This window comes from Tritonibacter litoralis, assembly GCF_009496005.1.
GTDB lineage: Bacteria > Pseudomonadota > Alphaproteobacteria > Rhodobacterales > Rhodobacteraceae > Epibacterium > Epibacterium litoralis.
In genome coordinates, this window is sequence record NZ_WIBF01000007.1 from 174,688 (window position 1) to 192,927 (window position 18,240).

The 18,240-nt window shown below is 56.3% G+C and carries 20 protein-coding genes; 5 read left to right on the top strand and 15 right to left on the bottom strand.

The features are described 5' to 3' along the window. Positions 1 to 68: 68 nt before the first annotated feature. The 3 genes from GFB49_RS12690 to GFB49_RS12700 all read left to right on the top strand — a co-directional run bounded on the left by GFB49_RS12690 (position 69) and on the right by GFB49_RS12700 (position 3,426). On the top strand, positions 69 to 971 hold the full coding sequence (locus GFB49_RS12690; protein ID WP_153216250.1) for a hypothetical protein: 903 nt from the start codon (positions 69 to 71) through the stop codon (positions 969 to 971). A gap of 28 nt (positions 972 to 999) precedes the next feature. Further along, positions 1,000 to 2,910: a methyl-accepting chemotaxis protein gene (locus tag GFB49_RS12695; RefSeq protein ID WP_153216251.1), complete on the top strand. Its 1,911-nt coding sequence runs from the start codon at positions 1,000 to 1,002 to the stop codon at positions 2,908 to 2,910. Between the two features lie 165 nt (positions 2,911 to 3,075). Beyond that, entirely contained in the window at positions 3,076 to 3,426 is a 351-nt protein-coding gene (locus tag GFB49_RS12700; RefSeq protein ID WP_153216252.1) for an H-type lectin domain-containing protein, read from the top strand. On the opposite strand, the gene GFB49_RS12705 is transcribed toward GFB49_RS12700, so the two are convergent. Next, positions 3,383 to 3,799 (bottom strand): MerR family transcriptional regulator, encoded by a 417-nt coding sequence (locus GFB49_RS12705; RefSeq protein WP_343032564.1) that lies wholly within the window; start codon positions 3,797 to 3,799, stop codon positions 3,383 to 3,385. The two genes, GFB49_RS12700 and GFB49_RS12705, sit on opposite strands and share 44 nt — an antisense overlap. After that, the gene (locus GFB49_RS12710; RefSeq protein WP_153216254.1) at positions 3,796 to 4,212 is read right to left on the bottom strand and encodes a nuclear transport factor 2 family protein; all 417 of its coding nucleotides are present in this window, start codon (positions 4,210 to 4,212) and stop codon (positions 3,796 to 3,798) included. Before GFB49_RS12710 ends, GFB49_RS12705 begins: the two co-directional genes overlap by 4 nt. A gap of 199 nt (positions 4,213 to 4,411) precedes the next feature. Between GFB49_RS12710 and GFB49_RS12715 the strand changes: the two genes are divergently transcribed. After that, positions 4,412 to 5,218 (top strand): inositol monophosphatase family protein, encoded by an 807-nt coding sequence (locus tag GFB49_RS12715; protein ID WP_153216255.1) that lies wholly within the window; start codon positions 4,412 to 4,414, stop codon positions 5,216 to 5,218. 83 nt (positions 5,219 to 5,301) lie between these two features. Here GFB49_RS12715 and GFB49_RS12720 read toward each other — a convergent pair whose 3' ends face one another. From GFB49_RS12720 to GFB49_RS12745, 6 genes are all read right to left on the bottom strand, one after another. Continuing rightward, positions 5,302 to 6,321, bottom strand: a complete 1,020-nt coding sequence (locus GFB49_RS12720) for a ribose-phosphate pyrophosphokinase (RefSeq protein WP_153216256.1) — start codon at positions 6,319 to 6,321, stop codon at positions 5,302 to 5,304. 292 nt (positions 6,322 to 6,613) lie between these two features. Continuing rightward, positions 6,614 to 7,090: a YcgN family cysteine cluster protein gene (locus GFB49_RS12725; protein ID WP_153216257.1), complete on the bottom strand. Its 477-nt coding sequence runs from the start codon at positions 7,088 to 7,090 to the stop codon at positions 6,614 to 6,616. 5 nt (positions 7,091 to 7,095) lie between these two features. Continuing rightward, complete coding sequence (locus GFB49_RS12730; RefSeq protein WP_153216258.1) at positions 7,096 to 8,028, bottom strand: bifunctional riboflavin kinase/FAD synthetase; 933 nt, start codon at positions 8,026 to 8,028, stop codon at positions 7,096 to 7,098. 241 nt (positions 8,029 to 8,269) lie between these two features. Next, positions 8,270 to 8,713 (bottom strand): MaoC family dehydratase, encoded by a 444-nt coding sequence (locus tag GFB49_RS12735; protein ID WP_153216259.1) that lies wholly within the window; start codon positions 8,711 to 8,713, stop codon positions 8,270 to 8,272. Between the two features lie 115 nt (positions 8,714 to 8,828). Beyond that, the gene (locus tag GFB49_RS12740) at positions 8,829 to 9,704 is read right to left on the bottom strand and encodes a TIGR01459 family HAD-type hydrolase (RefSeq protein WP_153216260.1); all 876 of its coding nucleotides are present in this window, start codon (positions 9,702 to 9,704) and stop codon (positions 8,829 to 8,831) included. A gap of 83 nt (positions 9,705 to 9,787) precedes the next feature. After that, on the bottom strand, positions 9,788 to 10,522 hold the full coding sequence (locus GFB49_RS12745) for a helix-turn-helix transcriptional regulator (protein WP_194269338.1): 735 nt from the start codon (positions 10,520 to 10,522) through the stop codon (positions 9,788 to 9,790). Positions 10,523 to 11,052: 530 nt separating this feature from the next. On the opposite strand from GFB49_RS12745, the gene GFB49_RS12750 reads away from it, so the two are divergent. Continuing rightward, a complete protein-coding gene (locus tag GFB49_RS12750) occupies positions 11,053 to 11,541 on the top strand; it encodes a hypothetical protein (protein ID WP_214644958.1) in 489 nt (162 codons plus the stop codon). Positions 11,542 to 11,648: 107 nt separating this feature from the next. On the opposite strand, the gene GFB49_RS12755 is transcribed toward GFB49_RS12750, so the two are convergent. The 7 genes from GFB49_RS12755 to GFB49_RS12785 form a co-directional block, all read right to left on the bottom strand. Beyond that, positions 11,649 to 12,569, bottom strand: coding sequence for a manganese-dependent inorganic pyrophosphatase (locus GFB49_RS12755; RefSeq protein ID WP_153216263.1), 921 nt, complete (start codon positions 12,567 to 12,569; stop codon positions 11,649 to 11,651). 130 nt (positions 12,570 to 12,699) lie between these two features. Continuing rightward, positions 12,700 to 13,632: an AEC family transporter gene (locus tag GFB49_RS12760; RefSeq protein ID WP_153216264.1), complete on the bottom strand. Its 933-nt coding sequence runs from the start codon at positions 13,630 to 13,632 to the stop codon at positions 12,700 to 12,702. Positions 13,633 to 13,657: 25 nt separating this feature from the next. After that, on the bottom strand, positions 13,658 to 14,455 hold the full coding sequence (locus GFB49_RS12765) for an MBL fold metallo-hydrolase (protein WP_153216265.1): 798 nt from the start codon (positions 14,453 to 14,455) through the stop codon (positions 13,658 to 13,660). After that, the gene (locus GFB49_RS12770; RefSeq protein ID WP_153216266.1) at positions 14,455 to 15,258 is read right to left on the bottom strand and encodes a TatD family hydrolase; all 804 of its coding nucleotides are present in this window, start codon (positions 15,256 to 15,258) and stop codon (positions 14,455 to 14,457) included. Before GFB49_RS12770 ends, GFB49_RS12765 begins: the two co-directional genes overlap by 1 nt. 40 nt (positions 15,259 to 15,298) lie before the next feature. Next, positions 15,299 to 16,420 (bottom strand): DNA polymerase III subunit delta', encoded by a 1,122-nt coding sequence (locus GFB49_RS12775; protein ID WP_153216267.1) that lies wholly within the window; start codon positions 16,418 to 16,420, stop codon positions 15,299 to 15,301. Positions 16,421 to 16,424: 4 nt separating this feature from the next. Further along, entirely contained in the window at positions 16,425 to 17,063 is a 639-nt protein-coding gene (gene tmk / locus GFB49_RS12780) for a dTMP kinase (RefSeq protein WP_343032565.1), read from the bottom strand. Further along, positions 17,060 to 18,217, bottom strand: coding sequence for a D-alanyl-D-alanine carboxypeptidase family protein (locus GFB49_RS12785; RefSeq protein ID WP_246149718.1), 1,158 nt, complete (start codon positions 18,215 to 18,217; stop codon positions 17,060 to 17,062). The genes tmk and GFB49_RS12785 overlap by 4 nt, the downstream gene beginning before the upstream one ends. Between the last annotated feature and the right edge of the window lie 23 nt (positions 18,218 to 18,240).

The following is an 18,240-nucleotide window of genomic DNA, read 5'->3' on the forward strand; positions in this document are numbered from 1 at the left end:
TGTAAAATCTAAAGCCTAAAAGGAGACAGATACCGACGTTAATAAATCACCCATTCGGAGTAATGCCGATGCGCACCTTCACCGCCGCCTTTGCGACCGTTTGTTTTATGCACTCAGGAATGGCCTGGGCTGAAAAGGCCACTCCCAATAATGTGTTCCAAGTCACGGAGCAAATTGTTCAAGAGCTTCAGGCGCTCAATGCTGAGAACTTCTCCAAATCGCGCCAACTCACCGTTCCTAAGGACCCGACAAAACCACGCCATGTTTTGTTTCTGATCCGCGACCAATGGCGCAAGGTACAGTTGCTGCGGTACATGAATGGGCTCGACACGCATTCGCTCCCGCCCGAGACGGTTCACGCTGTGACGCCTTCTGAGGTCAAAACCCAGGCCGACAGATTGTTGATCGAGGTGCAGGAGCTGCGCTCTGCCTATGGTCTTAGCCCAAGTGAGATAAAAGTTGCGCTGCCAAAGGGCAAAACGCCAACCGACGTTTATGGAAGCCTGCTGCGGATCTCAGCCGAGCTGGATGCGCTTGGCGTCCCGTCAACGGTGCCAAATGACGTGTATCGTGTCGCTGCGTCCGTTGTGGAAAACTTGGAAGTCTTGGCGCAGCAAGCAGACGTTGCAGTCAACCGCGACGCAGTGCCCAAATCAAAAGGGCGCACGCCGGCGGATGCCTATTCCGCTGGGCTTGACCTGATTGAAGCGATGAATGGGCTAGCCGCAAACGTGGAGCGCTACAATGTCGACGGTGGCATTATCGCGCCTGCGGCTGTGAATGGACCTAAGTCACCTGCAGATGTGATTGTGGTCCTGTCACGGGCCCAAGCCGATGCGATGGCCCTCTTGAATACTGCAAAGGCTGGAAAAGAAGTTCAGTCGGCACCTTACGAAGGCGGGAAAACCCCATCGGATGTCTATGACAGCATCGTTTACGCACGTCTGTTAATCGAAGCTCTGGCTTCCTAATCCATAGGTTACAGAAGGAGAGGGTAAAATGACGGACACCGTCACGCAGTCCCCGCGAAAATGGTACCAGGTTGGCCTGGCCGGTCGCATCTTGGCCTGGGTTCTGGGGCCGATGTTGTTGTTGATTGGGATCAATGTGTTTTACATCCATCATTCAAATCAGCAATCAAACCAGTTTTTGAGCCATCAGGAAACCGCAGTTAACGTCAATCAAAAGTTGATGAAATCCTCGGGCGACATGACGTCTGCTTTGTTGAACATCAACCGTGCACTGCGCCAAATGGAAACATCGCGGCGCAGTGGGCTCGAAGCTAAGGCTTTGAATGCCAAAGCGGAAGTCGAGAACCGTGATGCCTTTCAGGCTGCGACACGTGGGTATCTAAAGACTATCATTGGCTTGTCGTCGGTGCTGCAACAGACCAATTTGCCGCGCAGCGAATATGCGTTGCATGTGACTTATTTGACCCGTGTCGCGGGGCAGGTGGACCGCATGGTTTCGCTGTTTACTGTTGCAAACAGTCGCACGTTGCGCCTGGCGCTTGAAGGGGACTATGCAGCGGCAAAGAACAACTATGTCTTCGAAGAGCGGCTTCGGACCAAGGAAATTCATCACAAGTTGGATGAGGCCAGCGTGAAATTCACAGAGCTTCTTTCCATGATCAATGAGTTACAGGCTGCGGCGAATGCAGCAACGATGCAGGAACAAGCAACGGTGTTGGAGCGTATGCAGTCCATTTCCATCACCGTGCTGTCGGTTATCGCAGTTGTTGGGCTGCTGGCGGCCTTCGTTTCAGTCAGCCGATCGATCATTCGCCCAATCAGCCGCATTCCACAGAGTATTTTGAATGCGGGTAAAGCGGATGTGGAACCTGATCCTGCTGCTGCACGGCGTGATGAAATTGGCGACATTCTGAGATCGGTACAACGGTTTGGGTCCGAGATCAAAGAGGCTCAGCGTCTTCAACAACGTGAAACCGAACAGCAATTGGCCGAACAATCGACGGCAGTCCACGCGATCAGCAGTGGTCTGGAGCAACTGGCATCGGGTGATTTGACGGCGCGCATTCAGCAAGACCTGCCTGAGGGTTATGGCGAATTGCGGGAAAACTTCAACAACACACTGGATCGGTTGAACGAAACCATTGCCAGGATCACCGTGACGTCCCAGTCGATTAAGGGGAGTTCTGGTGAGATCAACCAAGGGTCCCAGGACCTGTCGCAACGCACTGAAAGCCAGGCCGCGACGTTGGAACAGACGGCAGCTGCTTTGGATGAAATGACGGCAAGTGTACGGTCTGCTGCGGAAAATGCGCGGCAGGTCGAGGCGACTATGAACGAAGCCAGAAACGCCGCAGAAACCAATCGGGAAATTGTCCAAAACGCGGTTTCGGCGATGACAGAGATCAAAAACAGTTCTAACCACATCTCGCAGATCATCACTGTGATTGATGACATTGCCTTTCAAACCAATCTCCTTGCATTGAACGCAGGAGTGGAGGCCGCGCGCGCAGGTGAGGCAGGGCGCGGCTTTGCGGTTGTTGCGTCTGAAGTGCGTGCCTTGGCGCTGCGCTCGTCCGATGCGGCGATGGAAATCAAGACTTTGATCTCAAACAGCCGCCAACAGGTGGATCAGGGCGTCGACCTTGTGGATCAATCGGGCGAAGCCTTGCAGAGCATTGTGACACAAGTCACGGATGTCGCCCGCCTGGTTAGCGGAATTGCCGAAGGCGCAGCCGAGCAATCCATTGGTCTGAACGAGATCAACACAGGTGTGATCCAATTGGACAAAGTCACCCAGCAAAACGCGGCTCTGGTCGAGGAAACCACAGCCACCAGCCAAATGCTCGCTTCTGATGCAAGGCAGTTGGCGCAATTGGTTGATCATTTCAGAATTGACACGCCCACACAGTCAACCAGGCGCTCTATGGCCGCGCGCTAAGGTTTTGGGAAAAGCCCAACATACCTTGACCAAGTGAGCCGACCTTCAGTGAGGTCGGCTCTCATTATGTAGAAAGGATGTAGGGGCCTCTGTCCTTTGCGGCGTTGGTGACATATTTACGCATTCTGAGTAAAAATTTGGAATGGCGAACGGATTGAGGCGATAATGCAGCGTCTTCGAAACCCGCGCACTGGCGTTGAACAGGGCGAGGAACAGATATTTTCCGAGTTTGAAAGCGGCGGAACGATGTGGACCGGGACCGGTAACCGGGAGCGCAGAAAACCGGTGCTCTTCTCTGAGGTTTATGCCCAACCACCTGCAGTTCAGGTCACGGTATCGCTGTGGGATATGGACACGTCAGCGGCAATCCGCGCCGAAATCCGGGCCGAAAACATCACAACGGTTGGGTTCGACATCGTGTTTCGCACCTGGTCCGACAGCCGGATTGCACGGCTGCGGGCCAGTTGGATTGCTATTGGTGATCTGCCGTTTGCGGATGATTGGGACGTTGAATAGTCTTTTGCATTCGCCCGTTATGATCCGTCGTTAAGCTGTCGTAGTGGCGAATTTTTTCATCCAACAGAGCGCGGCACGCGTTGATTTGCGCCTGTTGGTGGTCCAATTCGAGGCGATGCGCTTCTAGAATTGCGCGCCGTTCTTCATTGCTGTCCGGGTTCCGGCTCAGTTCCACATAGGTCTGGATCACCTTCAGCGGCATATGGGTGGCGCGCAGTCGTTCAAACATCCGCAACCAGCGCAGATCACGTGGAGAAAACACCCGGTGCCCATCTTGGCCGCGTTCGACGCGGGGCAAAAGCCCTGCGCGCTCATAAAACCGGATGGTGTCTATGCTCAGGCCGCTTTGGGCGGCGGCTTCCGATATCTTCACGCGACATCCTCCAGAGAACGAGTGGTTACACCACAGGCTTCTTCAAGCGCAGCGGTGTCTTCGTAGAAACGATAGAGCGTAAGCCGCTCGCCTTCAAACTCTGCATAAAGTGTCCAGTGCGAGTGGAACAAACGGTCCGTGTCCCGAACCCGGTGGATGAACCGACCGGCCGCAAACCCGCGCTTTGTATCGGCCATGGTATGATCCACTTGAAACAGCTGGGTGTCAAAGATGCGGCGCAGCTCTGCCACAAATTCGGTAAAGCCTTCGGGGCCGCGATAGGTCCCATAAAGGGGCAGCTCCGCATACGATTGCTCGCGCACAGCGACAATTTTTGCGTCAGGCGCAATCATGCTGTTTGCACCCTCTGGGGACAGCAAAGCCGCGAAGAAACGGTCAACGAGATTGGTCATAGGAGGCTCCAGTGATGTTGTACCGCCTCAGGGCTAGAGGGGTGGAGTTACTCAAGGTCAAGTCGCTTCTGAATTAAAAGGCAGGCTCGGTTTCGGACAACGTGCCGATGATGCCGCAGATAGAAAGCAAGGGCCAAGCCAGTTGACAAGGATTGTTGACGCGAGCTTGATCCACAGTTCACCTCTCAGAGACTAATTAATGACACAGGATGCCGTTATGGACTTCTCTTTTCTGGACCATGCCCTTCAATCCGCGCATCAGATGGCCAACTTGGCCAGACCATTGGCGCGTGAGGCCTGGCTCAACCCTAAAGAGGTTAGCTTCAAAGAAGACGGAAGTTTCCTGACACCCGCGGATTTGGCCATTGAGCGAGCTTGGCGGCACCATCTGCACCTCGCCTTTCCAGACCACGCCGTCCAAGGTGAGGAATACGGCAGCGAAAAGGGGATAGCAGAATACACATGGGTTCTGGACCCGATTGACGGCACTCGGCAATTCGGTATGGGACTTGGGAATTTTGCGACACTGATTGCGCTGTGCGATGGCATGGGCCGGCCCGTTGTTGGCGTAATTGACTTGCCGTTGATGGATGTGCGGTATTGTGCGGCACGTGGACAGGGGGCGTATTTGAATGACCGTCGTCTCAACGTGTCCAATGCAACTCTGCTTGGGGAGGCATTGGCAATGTTGGCCAATCAAAACAGCTTTACCCACACAGATGCGGTGGCATACGAGAATCTTCGCAGCAGCGTCGGCCAAGCTGCCTTTGATGCGGGCTCGCCTGCCTATGGGGCGTTGGCCGCCGGAAAGGTGGATCTTTGCTTGAACGGTGGCGACCTGAACGCCCACGATATCTGTGCCTTGGTTCCAGTGGTCGAGGAGGCTGGCGGGATGATCACCAACTGGCAGGGTGAAGCCTTGGGCCTTTGGTCCAGTGGCGCAATTCTTGCTTCAGCTTCACCGGTGCTGCATCAGGCTGCTTTAGACGTGCTGACCAAAGAATAATGCGAAGGCTCGGCGCTCATATATAAAAAACCGTCCCTAAAAGGGACGGCTCGGTGTCAAGTATAATCAGAATGTTGATCGGCCTATTGGCCGTTGGCCAGGTGCTCGTAGATCGGGATCAAGGTCTTGTCCTCAAACAGGGAGGAAACCGAGGTGCCGTGCCAGATGTTGAGGATGGCCTGGGTAAACAGCGGAGCGGTTGGCAAAATCCGGATGTTCGGCGTTTTCAGGATCTCTTCGGTTGGCTGAATGGAATCGGTGATCACCAGAGATTTCATAACGGAATTCGAGACACGCTCTACCGCAGGGCCGGACATGACGCCATGTGAGATATAGGCGTGCACCTCTTTGGCACCGTTGTCCAGCAGGACCTGCGCCGCCTTGCACAACGTGCCGGCCGTGTCACACATGTCATCGACGATAAGACAGATCTTGTCTTTGACATCTCCAATCACGGTCATTTCAGCCACTTCGCCGGGCTTCTCACGGCGTTTGTCGACGATCGACAGCGGTGCATTGATCCGCTTGGCCAGTTCGCGCGCGCGGGCTACGCCGCCCACGTCGGGGGAGACAACCATCAGATCGTCCATACGGTCTTTGAACTGGTTTTTCACATCCAGCGCAAAGATGGGTGAGGCATAAAGGTTGTCCACGGGGATATCAAAGAAGCCCTGGATCTGGGCCGCATGCAGATCCATGGTCAGGATCCGTTCAACACCGGCCTCAACCAGCATGTTGGCCACCAGCTTGGCCGAAATCGGGGTGCGCGCTTTTGTGCGGCGGTCCTGACGTGCGTAGCCAAAATAAGGGATCACCGCTGTAATCCGCTGCGCCGAAGAGCGGCGCAGGGCGTCCGAGATGATCAACAATTCCATCAGATTGTCATTGGCCGGGTTTGAGGTCGGCTGGATGATGAACATATCCTCGCCGCGCACATTCTCAAACACTTCGACGAAGATCTCGCCATCGTTGAACCGTTCGACGCGGGCGTCAACCAGCTCTTGGTCCATGCCGCGATGGAGGCTCATCCGGCGGGAAATGGCTTGGGCGAGCGGGAGATTGGCGTTCCCAGCGATCAGCTTGGGTTCGGTCAAAGTTGGCATGGATATATGTCCCTGGCAGCAGTGGCAGAATGTGACAGATTCGTGTACTTGCGCCTCGCTTAACATGGCGCGCGACGCTGGCAAAGTTGAAAGCAAAGGGAAATTGCTGACTGTGAGCACATCTATACAGGAACGGGCCAGAACTACGTAAGCTTCGGTTACAGGCGCCGGTTTCGGTGGGTGGGCTTTCTTGCAACAATCGAGAGACCGGCGCGGCGGATCCCGGAGGCTGTGGCGACCAGCGTGAACTGTCGCAGCGGGTATTGAGCCAACGGGGAATTTGGAGCCCGGGTTACACCGGCTCTTCGATGATATAGTCTTCCCATTCTTCCAATGGGGTTTCAAACTCGGACACGGTGCGGCCGCGCACCGAGACACCGGCCGCGTGAACGCTGTCCGGATCACCGGATACAAGGGGATGCCATTCAGGCAACGACTTCCCTTCCCACAACAGGCGATAGGCGCAGGTCTGCGGCATCCAATAGGCATGGGTGTCGAGGTTTTCAGGCTTGAGTACAATGCACTCGGGAACAAATTGGTGGCGGATGGGGTATTGCGTGCACAGACCCGTGTCGTCATCCAGCAAACGACAGGCCACACAAGTGAGTGCAACCGCGCCGGTGTCTTCGTCTTCAAGCTTGTTCAGGCAGCATTTCCCACAGCCATCACATAAAGCCTCCCACTCCTGAGGTGAGAGTTTGCGGAGTGGTTTGCGTTCCCAAAACCGAGGAGATAGCCCATTGCGGTCGATTTTTGCGGTGTCTGCCATTGCCGTCACAGAGCCGCGAGAATGGTGCGAGCCTGGTCGCAGTCAGAGGCCATCTGTTTCAGAAGTCCATCGAGATCTGCGAATTTCAGTTCCGGTCGTAGAAAATCCACCAGCCCGACAGAGAGCGTGGCTCCATAAAGGTTGCCGGAGAAATCCAGCAGGTAGGTCTCGATATTTGGGTGGTCCCCATCGAACATGGGACGTACGCCAATGGAAGCGGCACCAAAATAGCTGCCAATATGCGGCCCATCGAGCACGTCCACCAAGACCGCATAGACGCCAAACTTTGGCGGATGAAGCCCGTCGATCGACATATTGGCCGTGGGAAAACCCAGCTCGCGCCCGCGCTGCTCGCCGCCGATGACCTCTCCTTCGATGCGGTGCCAGTGGCCCAGCATATGTGCCGCATCCCGTGGCCGCCCATCGGTTAATGCGTTGCGAATTGCGGTAGAAGACACGGTGTTTTCCGAATATTCCATCAGATCTGCAATGGTGACGCCAAAGCCCATTTCCTGGCCGAAGCGTTTCAGATCTTCGACACTACCCGAGCGCCCTTTGCCAAAGCAGAAATCGGCCCCCACAACCACATGCGTGAGGCCAAGCCCATCTGCGATAACCTTTTGGGCAAAGTCGCGCGGGGTCAGAGAGGACAGCGTGGCATTGAAGTTCAACTGATACAGTTTTTCAACGCCCAGTTTCTCCAGCCGGGAGGCGCGGGCCTCGGCGGACATCAACCGAAAGGGAGGGGCGTCCGGGGCAAAAAAGGCACGGGGATGCGGTTCGAACGTCATCACACCAAGAGGGGCGTCCGGATCCGCTTGACGCGCCAAATCGATCACGGACTGATGCCCGAGGTGAACCCCGTCAAAGTTGCCAATGGCTGCGCTGGCGCCTTTGTCTTTTGGGTCGACGAATTGGAAATCGCGTATGATCTGCATGCCGCATGCCTAGCGGCATGGGGGGCGCTTCGCAAGCGTTGCAACCGAGAAAAAATTTGCAAAGAAACAGGCGTGGGATGGGGGCTCTGCCCCCAACAGCCTGGTAGGCTGTTCCCCCGAAGTATTTGGGAAAAGATGAAAGTAAAAGGCGGGACGCTTTATCGATGTGAGCCGTGTGAAACCACGGTCACAAGGGACGGGGATAACCCATCTCTTGCGCGCCACTTTTGTGTGCTTGGGGTCAGTCGAATTTTCGCGAGGGCGCCATGACCATCGCTTCGCCAACCAGCACTTTCTTGCCGTCGACAATACAGCGGCAATCCAGTTTGACACGGCGTTTGTCGATTTCGATGCCGGTCACCTCAACTTCGGCCAGGACCATGTCGCCGGGACGCACGGGGGCGAGAAATTTGAGCGATTGGCTCATGTAGATTGTGCCGTGGCCTGGCAATTGCTCTCCGATGACCGCAGAGATGAGGCCCGCAGTCAGCATCCCATGTGCAATGCGGCCCTGGAACATGGTTTCTTGGGCGTAGTCTTCATCAAGGTGAACCGGGTTCCGGTCGGTTGAGACCTGGGCGAATTTTTCGATATCCTCATCGGTCACGGTTTTGCGCAGGTAGCGCACCATTCCCATTTCGATGTCTTCGATACAGATTGTTCCGCGTGGCAGGTTGTCCAACATTCTCGTCCCCTTTGAGGTCCAACCAAATTGGTGGCAAGGTAATTTTTGCGCCGCAAGGTGCAAACTTGTGCAACTTTATTACTTTGCGGACGCAGAAAATCAAGGGAAAACTGCCTTAGCGTAGGAAACCGATACTAAAGAGGGGGGTGGATTTTTCCTTTTCGAGGTATTGCGTTAGCGCTTTGGGATCTGGCTGCTGTGCAGTTTGTGTCTCATGGGCCGCCAGTCCACCTGTGATGAAGAGCGCGTCCAGGCCTTCGCCGGTGGCACCCAGAATGTCTGTGTGGGGCCCATCGCCGATGGCCAGGATGTCGTCGTCCTGGATAGAGCTGTCAACCTCTGCCAGTCGGCGCCGAGCCAGATCATAAATCGGCGGGTGAGGCTTGCCAAAATACAGGCTTTCGCCGCCCATTTCGGTATAAAGCTTGGCTAGCGCACCTGCGCACCATTCGCGGGTGTGACCGCGGTCCACAACAATATCCGGATTGGCGCATAGAAGTTTCAGCCCGTTGGTTTTTGCCAGCAGGAAATCCGCGCGGTTCAAATCCGGATCTGCTTGGGTGTCAAAGGGGCCGCAACAGACGATCCCTTCGGCCTCTGCCAGTGGAACGCGCGTAATCTCGAGCGGGTCCTCGATCACATTCAGCGGTTCAAAGAACTGCCAATCACGCTCCCATTCTCCCATGAAAAAGACTTTTTGCCCAACCGCGCCTGTGAACATCGCTGCCCGCGCGCTGTCACCGGATGTGGCGATTGTGTCATAGGCATCATCTGGAACGCCGAACTCCCCCAGCTGCGCGGCCACGCCTGCGCGGGGCTTCGGGGAATTGGTCACCAGGACAACGATCCCGCCCGTTGCCCGGTATGTTTGCAAAGCTGCCACAGCCTCGGGGTAGGCCGTAATGCCGTTATGGACACAGCCCCACAGATCCACAAACAGGGCACGATAATTCTGAGAAATCTCGGCGAGGTTTTCGATGATCCGGGTCATGGCATATCCCCTTTTGGAGGTTAGGTTCGCGTTTGGACAAACCTATGGCAGAGGGGCGCTCCAAACACCAGAAGACAGTAAGCTCAGAGTGAGATGAGACCGTGTTGCAGGGCGATGACCAAGGCTTGTTCGCGTGTGTTTGCGCCCAAGGCCTTGCGGGCCGCGATGAAGTGCAAGGTTACTGTGGCTTCGGTAACGCCCAGTTTCTCGGCAATCCGGGCGGTTTGATAGCCGTTTGCCAACAGGGACAGAACATCCCGCTGGCGCGGGGTCAAAACATATCGGGGCGGGGAGTGGTACTGCTCGGGGATCGGCAGAGTGTTGGGGCCGATTGTGTTTGCCAGGAGTGCTGCGAATACATCGCGCCGGGATAAATCGCACATGACGTGGTCTGTTTCGGATGGATCATGGCACAGGGTGACGAATTTACCAACCGCTCCGGCCTGTCCAAAGCGGCTGCAGTGCAAGAGGCCATAGCCATAGTCCCTGAGTGCGTGATTCAATTCCCATTCACGCAAGCTTTGCACTTTGTCCTTGTGCAGGGAGCCAGAAGGCATGACCATACGTCCCGGAGATTGGCTCAGTTGTACCAATGCGGGGTCTACGTCCATGTATCCTTCGGTGAGATATTGCTCCATCCAGTTCGGATCCATATCGGTGCTGAGCCAAAAAATCTCACTGTTTTGTACGTTTGCCTCTCCCACAAGGATGCTTGTCACACCGAGCTGATCCGCAAGCTTTTGCGCAACGGACCAGCGGGCGGACCCGTCCGGAACCGTCAACAGCGCGTTTAATGCGTCGATCAATGGGTTTTTCAAACCAACCCGCCTCTCGGTGTCTTGTGTTTCGTCATGCACAACCAAAGCATGTGGTTGATTTTTTTATGACGGTTCCGACATCAACCTACAAGTTTTTATAGGTTGGCGTGAGGGGGGGGATTTTGCGAAAAAACAGCATCCTCAGTCGTTTTCCAAAAAGGGGATGACGCGTTGGCCGTGGTGATTTTATTACCAAATTTTTTTTTAGGTGGCGCAGACCGGCCAACGCGGTCTGCGCCATTTTTGGGCGCGCTTTTGTCGGAAAAGACGAATGTCAAGATGAGGCATCATACACGTAGGCGTGATGTTGGCCCAAGTTAATGGCCATGTGGCTGCCGCAATGACGTTTTAGCTGATATGTCATGAACAGATTATTTACCCTCTCAGCAAGTCTCTTGCTCGCCGCCAGCACAGCCTCAGCATCCTGCCCACGGGAGGATTTGCACACATACTGGTCGCTTCTCCTTCCAAATGGGTCGTTCAATGAGGAAGATTTTGCCAATCTGGATGTACGAGCAGTGGCAGAAAAGATGGAGGAAGAACTTGCACCTATTGGCGTTCTTGAGATTGCCCCAGCAGGTTATCTTGAGTTTCTTGTGTTCAAGCCGCTCAGAGATGCCACACCTGCGGTATTGGACGTTTACGTTGACCAGACCTGTGAGGTCTATCGCGACCAACCCGTTGCCGAACTCGTCCAGTTTTTGCAAACCCCAGATGGGCAGGCGCTTTTAGACGCGGCACACGATCCAGAGCGTGCGACCGCGCTTATTGACACTTTGTACTTGCGTCCTTCTCCATATGAGGCGAGCTGGGATGAACTTCTTGGCTTTTTCGGTGACTCTGTGGAAATCGAAGATGCGTTGAGCGCGCGGATCGACGCCACAATTGCTCAAATTACGGACCAAACCCTGTGGGAGGACAAGATTGCCGAGATGTTTGAACGCAGGGATATTGTGTCGTTCAAATCTGAAAAACATCGGGAACTGGCAGTCAGACTGTCCCGACAACAGCTGACGTGAAACAGTTAAACGGCACGCAATAACCCTTTGACCGCACTGTCTGCCCCAACACAAAAACGCGCCCCATTTGGAGCGCGTTTCTTTTTTTTCAGCGATGTGGCGACAGATCAGACCTTGAGGTTCGGGATGATCTGTTTCTTGCGGGACATGATGCCCGGCAGGACGACGCTGTCGCCGTCCACGGTTGCGCCAAAGCTCTTTTCTGCAACGCCTTTGACAACGTCGTTTGGAACCAAGAGGGTCGCCTCTTCTTTCAGGATGTCGACCACAAACAGCAGAACCTGATCCACGCCGTCTTCGGCTTGGACGGTGGCATAGGTTTCCATCAGGCTCGCCTTGCGATTCAACGGGATTTCCGGCGCGGTGGTTTCCAGAACGGAGACGCGGAACTTCACACCGTCAACGGCGTATTCCTTGGAGTCCATACGGATCAGTTCCGCATCAGAGAACGCCGATACGTCGGATTTCGCTGCAAACATTTCGGACGCGTAGGTGCCCAGATCGATGTTCAGCTCAGCCGCCAGTTTCTCCGCCAGCGCCTTGTCGTGGTCTGTGGTGGTGGGAGAGCGGAACTCCAGCGTGTCGGAGAGGATGCACGACAGCATCAGGCCTTTGATATTGTCGGGCATCTTGGCCGCGTCATCACCCATCAGATCGTACATGATGGTGGCTGTGCAGGCCAGCGGCCGCACGGTGATGTCGATTGGACCTTTGGTTTCCAGGCCGCCGACCAGTTTGTGATGGTCAATGATCGCCTGAACGTCCAGTTCGTTGATATTGTCGGGCAGCTCGGCCGGGTTGTTGGTGTCAACGATCACAGCCGCGGTGCCTGCTTCGAACTCCGTCTTGATGGCCGGCTTTTCAAAGCCCCATTTTTCGACAACAAAGGCCGCTTCGGTGTTGGGCTCACCCAACAAAACAGCTTCTGCTTCGACACCTTGGACCTCATTCAGATACCAAGCCCAGATCAGCGGAGAACCGGTGGAATCAGTATCGGGGGATTTGTGACCAAAAACCTGCAGGGCCATGTGTACGCTCCTTGAGACAGAGAAAATTGAATTTGCGCGCGTTATAGGTGGCCCAAGGCGGCTTGTCACCTAGGCATATTGCAGCGCAGCAAAAACAGGACCGTTCTATCTGTATCATGCGCGGGTACGATCAGGGAATCCACGCAAGCCAACCCCAGACCGTGAGCACGGAAAGCGCGGTGGCGATCAAGACGGTTGAGGCCGCTACGCGTTTGGCGCAGCCATAATAGTTGGCAAATATATAGCCGTTCACACCGGTTGCCATCGCAGCGGTGAGCACGCCAGAGCGAAACAGCTCTTGCTCAAGGCCAAAGCCAGATCCCAGGCCAAAGACGATGGCGGGATGCACAATCAGCGACAGGAGACAAATAAAGAGGATCACCCGCATGTCCCCTTGGGGGCGATATTGGGTCAAGACCCCGCCCAAAGCGAAAAGCGCGGCAGGAAGCGCCGCGCGGGTGAGCAGGGCCAAGGCGTCTTCGACCACGCCAGGAATAACAAGGCCAGTGAGGTTCACCGCGAATCCAAGGGCAATACCGACGATGAGCGCGTTCTTGAAGATCGCGCTCATCACGCGTTTTACGGTCTTGGACGCACCAGCCCCACGGTTTCGCAGGATTTCCATCGTTGTAATGCCCAACGCATAGCAAAAGGGCGAATGGAACGCGATGATCATATAGTTGCCGGTGAGCGCGTCGCTGCCAAACGCGCGTTCCGTAATGGGCAGGCCCAACAGGACGGAATTGGAAAACAGGCCGCAAAACCCAATGGCTGTGGCATCCGTCCAGGGGCGATCAAATAGAAACCGCGCCCCCAGAAGCCCCAAGAGAAAACAGGTGAAGGCCCCGGTGTAAAAGCTGAAGAGCAGTGGCAAGGACAGGCTTTGCGACAGATCCAGATGCGCAATGGCGCTGAACAATAGGCAGGGAATTGCAAAGTTCTGAGTGAACTTCATCAACCCGTCGATATGGGATTGCTGAAACATCCCACCCCAGGTGGTGGCATAGCCTGCACCAACAACCAGAAACACGGGCAGGACAACTTCGATCAGCGTGCTCAGCATTTATGGCCTGCCAATGCGATGTGCTTCATAACGGGTAACGGATAACCATGCCGTCATAGGCTGGCGTAATGTGATCTGGGGTTTCCGCCTGCAACGTTGCGTAGTCCAGATCATTATGCAAATTCGTCAAAACCGCGCGTTTCGGGGCCATGCGTTCGACCCACGCCAAAGCATCCGCCAGGCAGAAATGCGTCGGATGCGGGTCGCGGCGCAGGCTGTCGATGACCCAGCAGTCCAGCCCTTCAAGGGTCGGCAGAGCCGGGTCGTAAATCTCGGACACATCGGGCAGATACGCAAGGTCTTCGATCCGGAAGCCCAAGGCATCGATACTGCCGTGTTTGACTTCAAACGGGCGAAACGGAATGGATCCGCCGGGGCCTGTGATTTCAAAGTCACCGTCGATGCTGTGAAGGTCCAGGATCGGCGGATACGATGACCCTTCGGGCTGCACAAAAGCATAGGCAAAGCGCGACAACAGGGCGTTCTGTGTCTCGGCATCGGCATAAACGGGCACCCGCTGGCGCATGTTAAAGACGATCATTCGCAGATCATCGATGCCGTGCACATGATCCGCATGGGAATGGGTATAGATCACAGCGTCCAGGCGGCCCGTGCCAGTGTCCAGCAATTGGCTGCGCATGTCAGGTGAGGTGTCAATCAGCACGCTGGTGGTGCCGTTCTCGCTCTCTCGCTCAACCAGAATCGAACAGCGGCGGCGCCGGTTGCGCGGGTCATTGGGGTCGCAATCTCCCCATTGGCCGCCCAGTCGTGGCACACCACCCGAGGAGCCACAGCCCAAAATCGTAAACCGCAGTTCCGCCATCAGGCCACCGCTCGGTGTTCGGCGACTTTCCAGAACAGACGGTCAAAATTGGCCTCGGTCTGTGCGGCAAATTCAGCGTAATCCATGCCCAAAGCATCGGCCAGTATCTTGGCTGTCAGCGCGGTGTAGGCAGGTTCATTGCGTTTGCCGCGACGGGGCGGCGGAGCAAGGTAGGGGCTGTCGGTTTCCACCAGCAGGCGGTCTACTGGAGCGGCGGCAAAAATGTCCCGCAGTTCCTTGCTTTTGGGGAAGGCTGCGATGCCGGAGATCGACAAATAACATCCCAAGTCCAGGGTGGCTTTTGCAAGCTCTGCCGAGGATGAGAAACAATGCATCACGCAGGTAAAGCGGCCTTTGGCCATTTCGCGGCCCAGGATATCCGCCATGTCGTCATCCGCGGCGCGTGAGTGGATGATCAGCGGCAGTCCCGTTTCGCGTGCCGCTTCGATGTGAACATGTAGCGATTGGCGCTGCACTTCGGCGCTGTCTGCTGTGTAATGGTAATCCAACCCGGTTTCACCGATGCCGACAAATTTCGGATGTTTGGCCAGAGCCACCAATTCGTCAACGGTTGCCATCGGCTCTTCGGCGGCGCTCATCGGGTGGGTGCCCGCGGCATAAAAAACAGGGCCATGTGCCTCTGCAATGGCGCGCACGGAAGGTTCGTTTTTCAGCTTGGTGCAAATGGTCACCATGCGCGCGACGCCGGCCTCTGCTGCGCGGGCAATCACCTCATCCAGCTGGCCTTCGAAATCGGGAAAGTCCAGGTGGCAGTGGCTGTCGGTAATTAACGGAGTGCTCATGCGGATCTTGTGCCTCGGTCGCCTTGGCGCATCCCATGCCTCAGGGGCGGGACGCGGTGTCTTGCATCTTGAAAACCGTATCTAGGACAAGCGCCGCCGGGTCAAGGTTCACCGCCTGACCATGGCGTGACCGCGCGCTTGCTGTGGCTGCAAGGTCCGCCCATGCCCGCCCTTTGGCCGGATGTGGTGCCAATCGCATCAAGGTCTCGGCTTCTTGCGCGGCGGCTTCTGGCAGGGGCGGCTGCCCCGTAGCGCCTGTTCGGGCCAGTCGCGCGAGGCTTGTCTCAATCAAGGTGAGGAGAAGTTCGAATTTTGCCCCCGCGCCGGGCATTGCAGCCGCCTCGGAAAGTTTCAGTGCCCGCGCTCGATCCAGGCGCGGCATGGAGGCCAGGATCTGCACCCATTCGGAATAGATCTCAAGCCCGCCCAAGGACAGTAGCCGGATCGCTTGGCCAACGGATCCTTGCGCCAGCGCATTCAGATGTTCAGAGCCTTCTGTGACCTCAACACCGGCCTGGTTCAATGCCGATTGCATATCGACTGGGTTTAACGGGGTCAGGCGCAACGTCCGGCAGCGGGATCGAATGGTCGGCAAAAGACGCGAAGGCTGGTGCGAGATCAGCAGAAGGGTTGTGCGTTCCGGAGGCTCTTCCAGCATTTTCAACAAGGCGTTTGCAGCGCTGGTGTTCATGTCATCTGCCGCATCCACAACTACCACACGGCGACCGCCATCCGCAGAAGAGAGACCAAAGAAACGATTAAGCGCGCGGATGTCATCCACCACAATCTGGTCGCGCAGTTTTTCCCGGTCGTTATAGCTACGGGTAATCGCCGCCAGACCCGGTTCAGCCAATGCCTGAATGCGGTGGGACACGGGGTGGTCCGGGTCGATACCCAAATTGGTGGGCGGTGGCGGCGCACCAAAGAGCCCGCCATCATCCTGAGGTGTGGCCAAAAGAAAGCGCGCGATACGCCAGGCTAGGGTGGCTTTACCGATCCCTTGGGGTCCAGTGATCAACCAGCCATGGTGCATGCGGTCCGAGTTGAACGCCGACAAGAATTCCTGTTCAGCACTCTCTTGTCCAAAAAGACGCAGTGTTTCACGCGGGTGTGGCGCGCCGGGGGCCTGGTCGGCGCGGGGCAGGGCGTCATCGCTGCTCATCGGATCAGTGCCCCATAGCTTTGAGCGTGGCCGTCAGCACCTCGGCTGCAACATCTTCGGGGGGCTGGTCGCCGTTGACGATGACAAAGCGGTGCGAAAACTCCTGGGCCAGAGACAGAAACCCTGCGCGCATTTTCTGCTGAAGTTGCAGCCCCATGTCCTCAAACCGCTCTTCATGGCCTTGACGCCCTTTGGCGCGGGCCAGACCAGTGCTTGGGTCCATGTCCAAAAGGATGGTTATGTCCGGTTCCCGACCGATCATCAATTCATGCAGCTGATCGACGGTTGCGCGCAGATCGCCGCGCGATAACCCCTGATACATGCGGGTGCTGTCCGCATAGCGGTCGCAGATCACCACTTTGCCGTCCGCCACCGACGGGTCGATCAGCCGTTCCAGATGATCGCGGCGGGCCGCGGTGAATAACAAAAGCTCAGTGGCCGCAGACCAGCGGTCCGGGTCGCCTTCCAAGACAAGCCTGCGGATTTCTTCTGCCCCAGGCGAGCCACCGGGTTCGCGGGTCAAAACACAATCATGGCCGCGTGCTTCCAGAGCTGCGGCCAGACGTTTACATTGCGTGGATTTTCCTGATCCGTCGATACCTTCGAACGTCAGGAACAATCCGTTTGATTTCTGTGCGGTCACTGGGGGGTCTCGGGGCCGTTTAACAATCGTTTCATCAATACTTGGGCAGCTGTTTTGACCCGTACAGGAAAGCCGCCCGCAGGGACATCGGTTGCCGCCACCAAAGGCAGCCGCATTTCTGGCAACCCATCTGGTTGGAACACCAGCTCCGCCAGCAGATCCCCTTGGGAAATCGGGGCCTGAAGCGGGCCATCGTATACAACTTCGGCCTGAAGCTCATTGCGCTGCAGTGCAGGCAACAACACGTTCATATCCCCCTGGGGCATCAACCCAACGGTTCTGGCATTGCCCATCCAAACTTCGGCCTCGGCGACGGCTTCACCGGCTTTGGCTATGGTCTTCTGGGAAAACTGGCGAAAGGACCAGTTCACAACCGCCTCGGATTCCTCGGCGCGTTGGGTTGTGCTGCCAAGTCCGGACAGAACAAAGATCACACGACGATCCCCCTGTTTGGCCGAGCCCACCAGACCATAACCAGCCTCTTCTGTGTGGCCGGTCTTGAGCCCATCGGCGCCGATGTCCAGCCTTAAAAGCGGGTTACGGTTGCGCACATTTGAGGGCGCGCGGCCGTCAAAGGCAAACTCACGTTCTGCGAACATCGGATAATACTGCGGGAAATCCTCGATCAGGTGCGACGCCAGAATGGCCAGATCTTTGACCGACATCAAATGGCCGGCGGCGGGCCAGCCGTTGGAGTTGGCAAAGGTGGAGTTTTCCATCCCCATCTCCAGCGCGCGTTTAGTCATATAGCGGGCAAAACCGGCTTCGGTTCCATCCGGCGACAAGGCTTCGGCGATCACCACACAGGCATCATTGCCCGAGAGCACGATGATGCCGCGCAGCAAATCCTCAACCCGGACCCGGTCCTGGGTGTTGAGGAACATGGTCGAACCCTTATAGCTCATGGCGTGTTGGCTGACAGGCAGGCGTTCGTCCAACGTCAGCCGCCCATCGCGCAGGGCTTCAAACGCTATGTAAAGGGTCATCAGTTTCGACATTGACGCAGGCGGCAGCGGCGCGTCTGCGTTTTTTGACATCAAAACCGTATTTGTGCCCTGATCCAGCACAAAAGCGGCGCGCGCCTTGGTGTCAAATGCAAAGGCGGCCGCAGTCGTCAGGCTGAATATGGCCGCTGCCACGGCGGCCAACGTCAAGCCACTACGTAGGGCTGAACGCC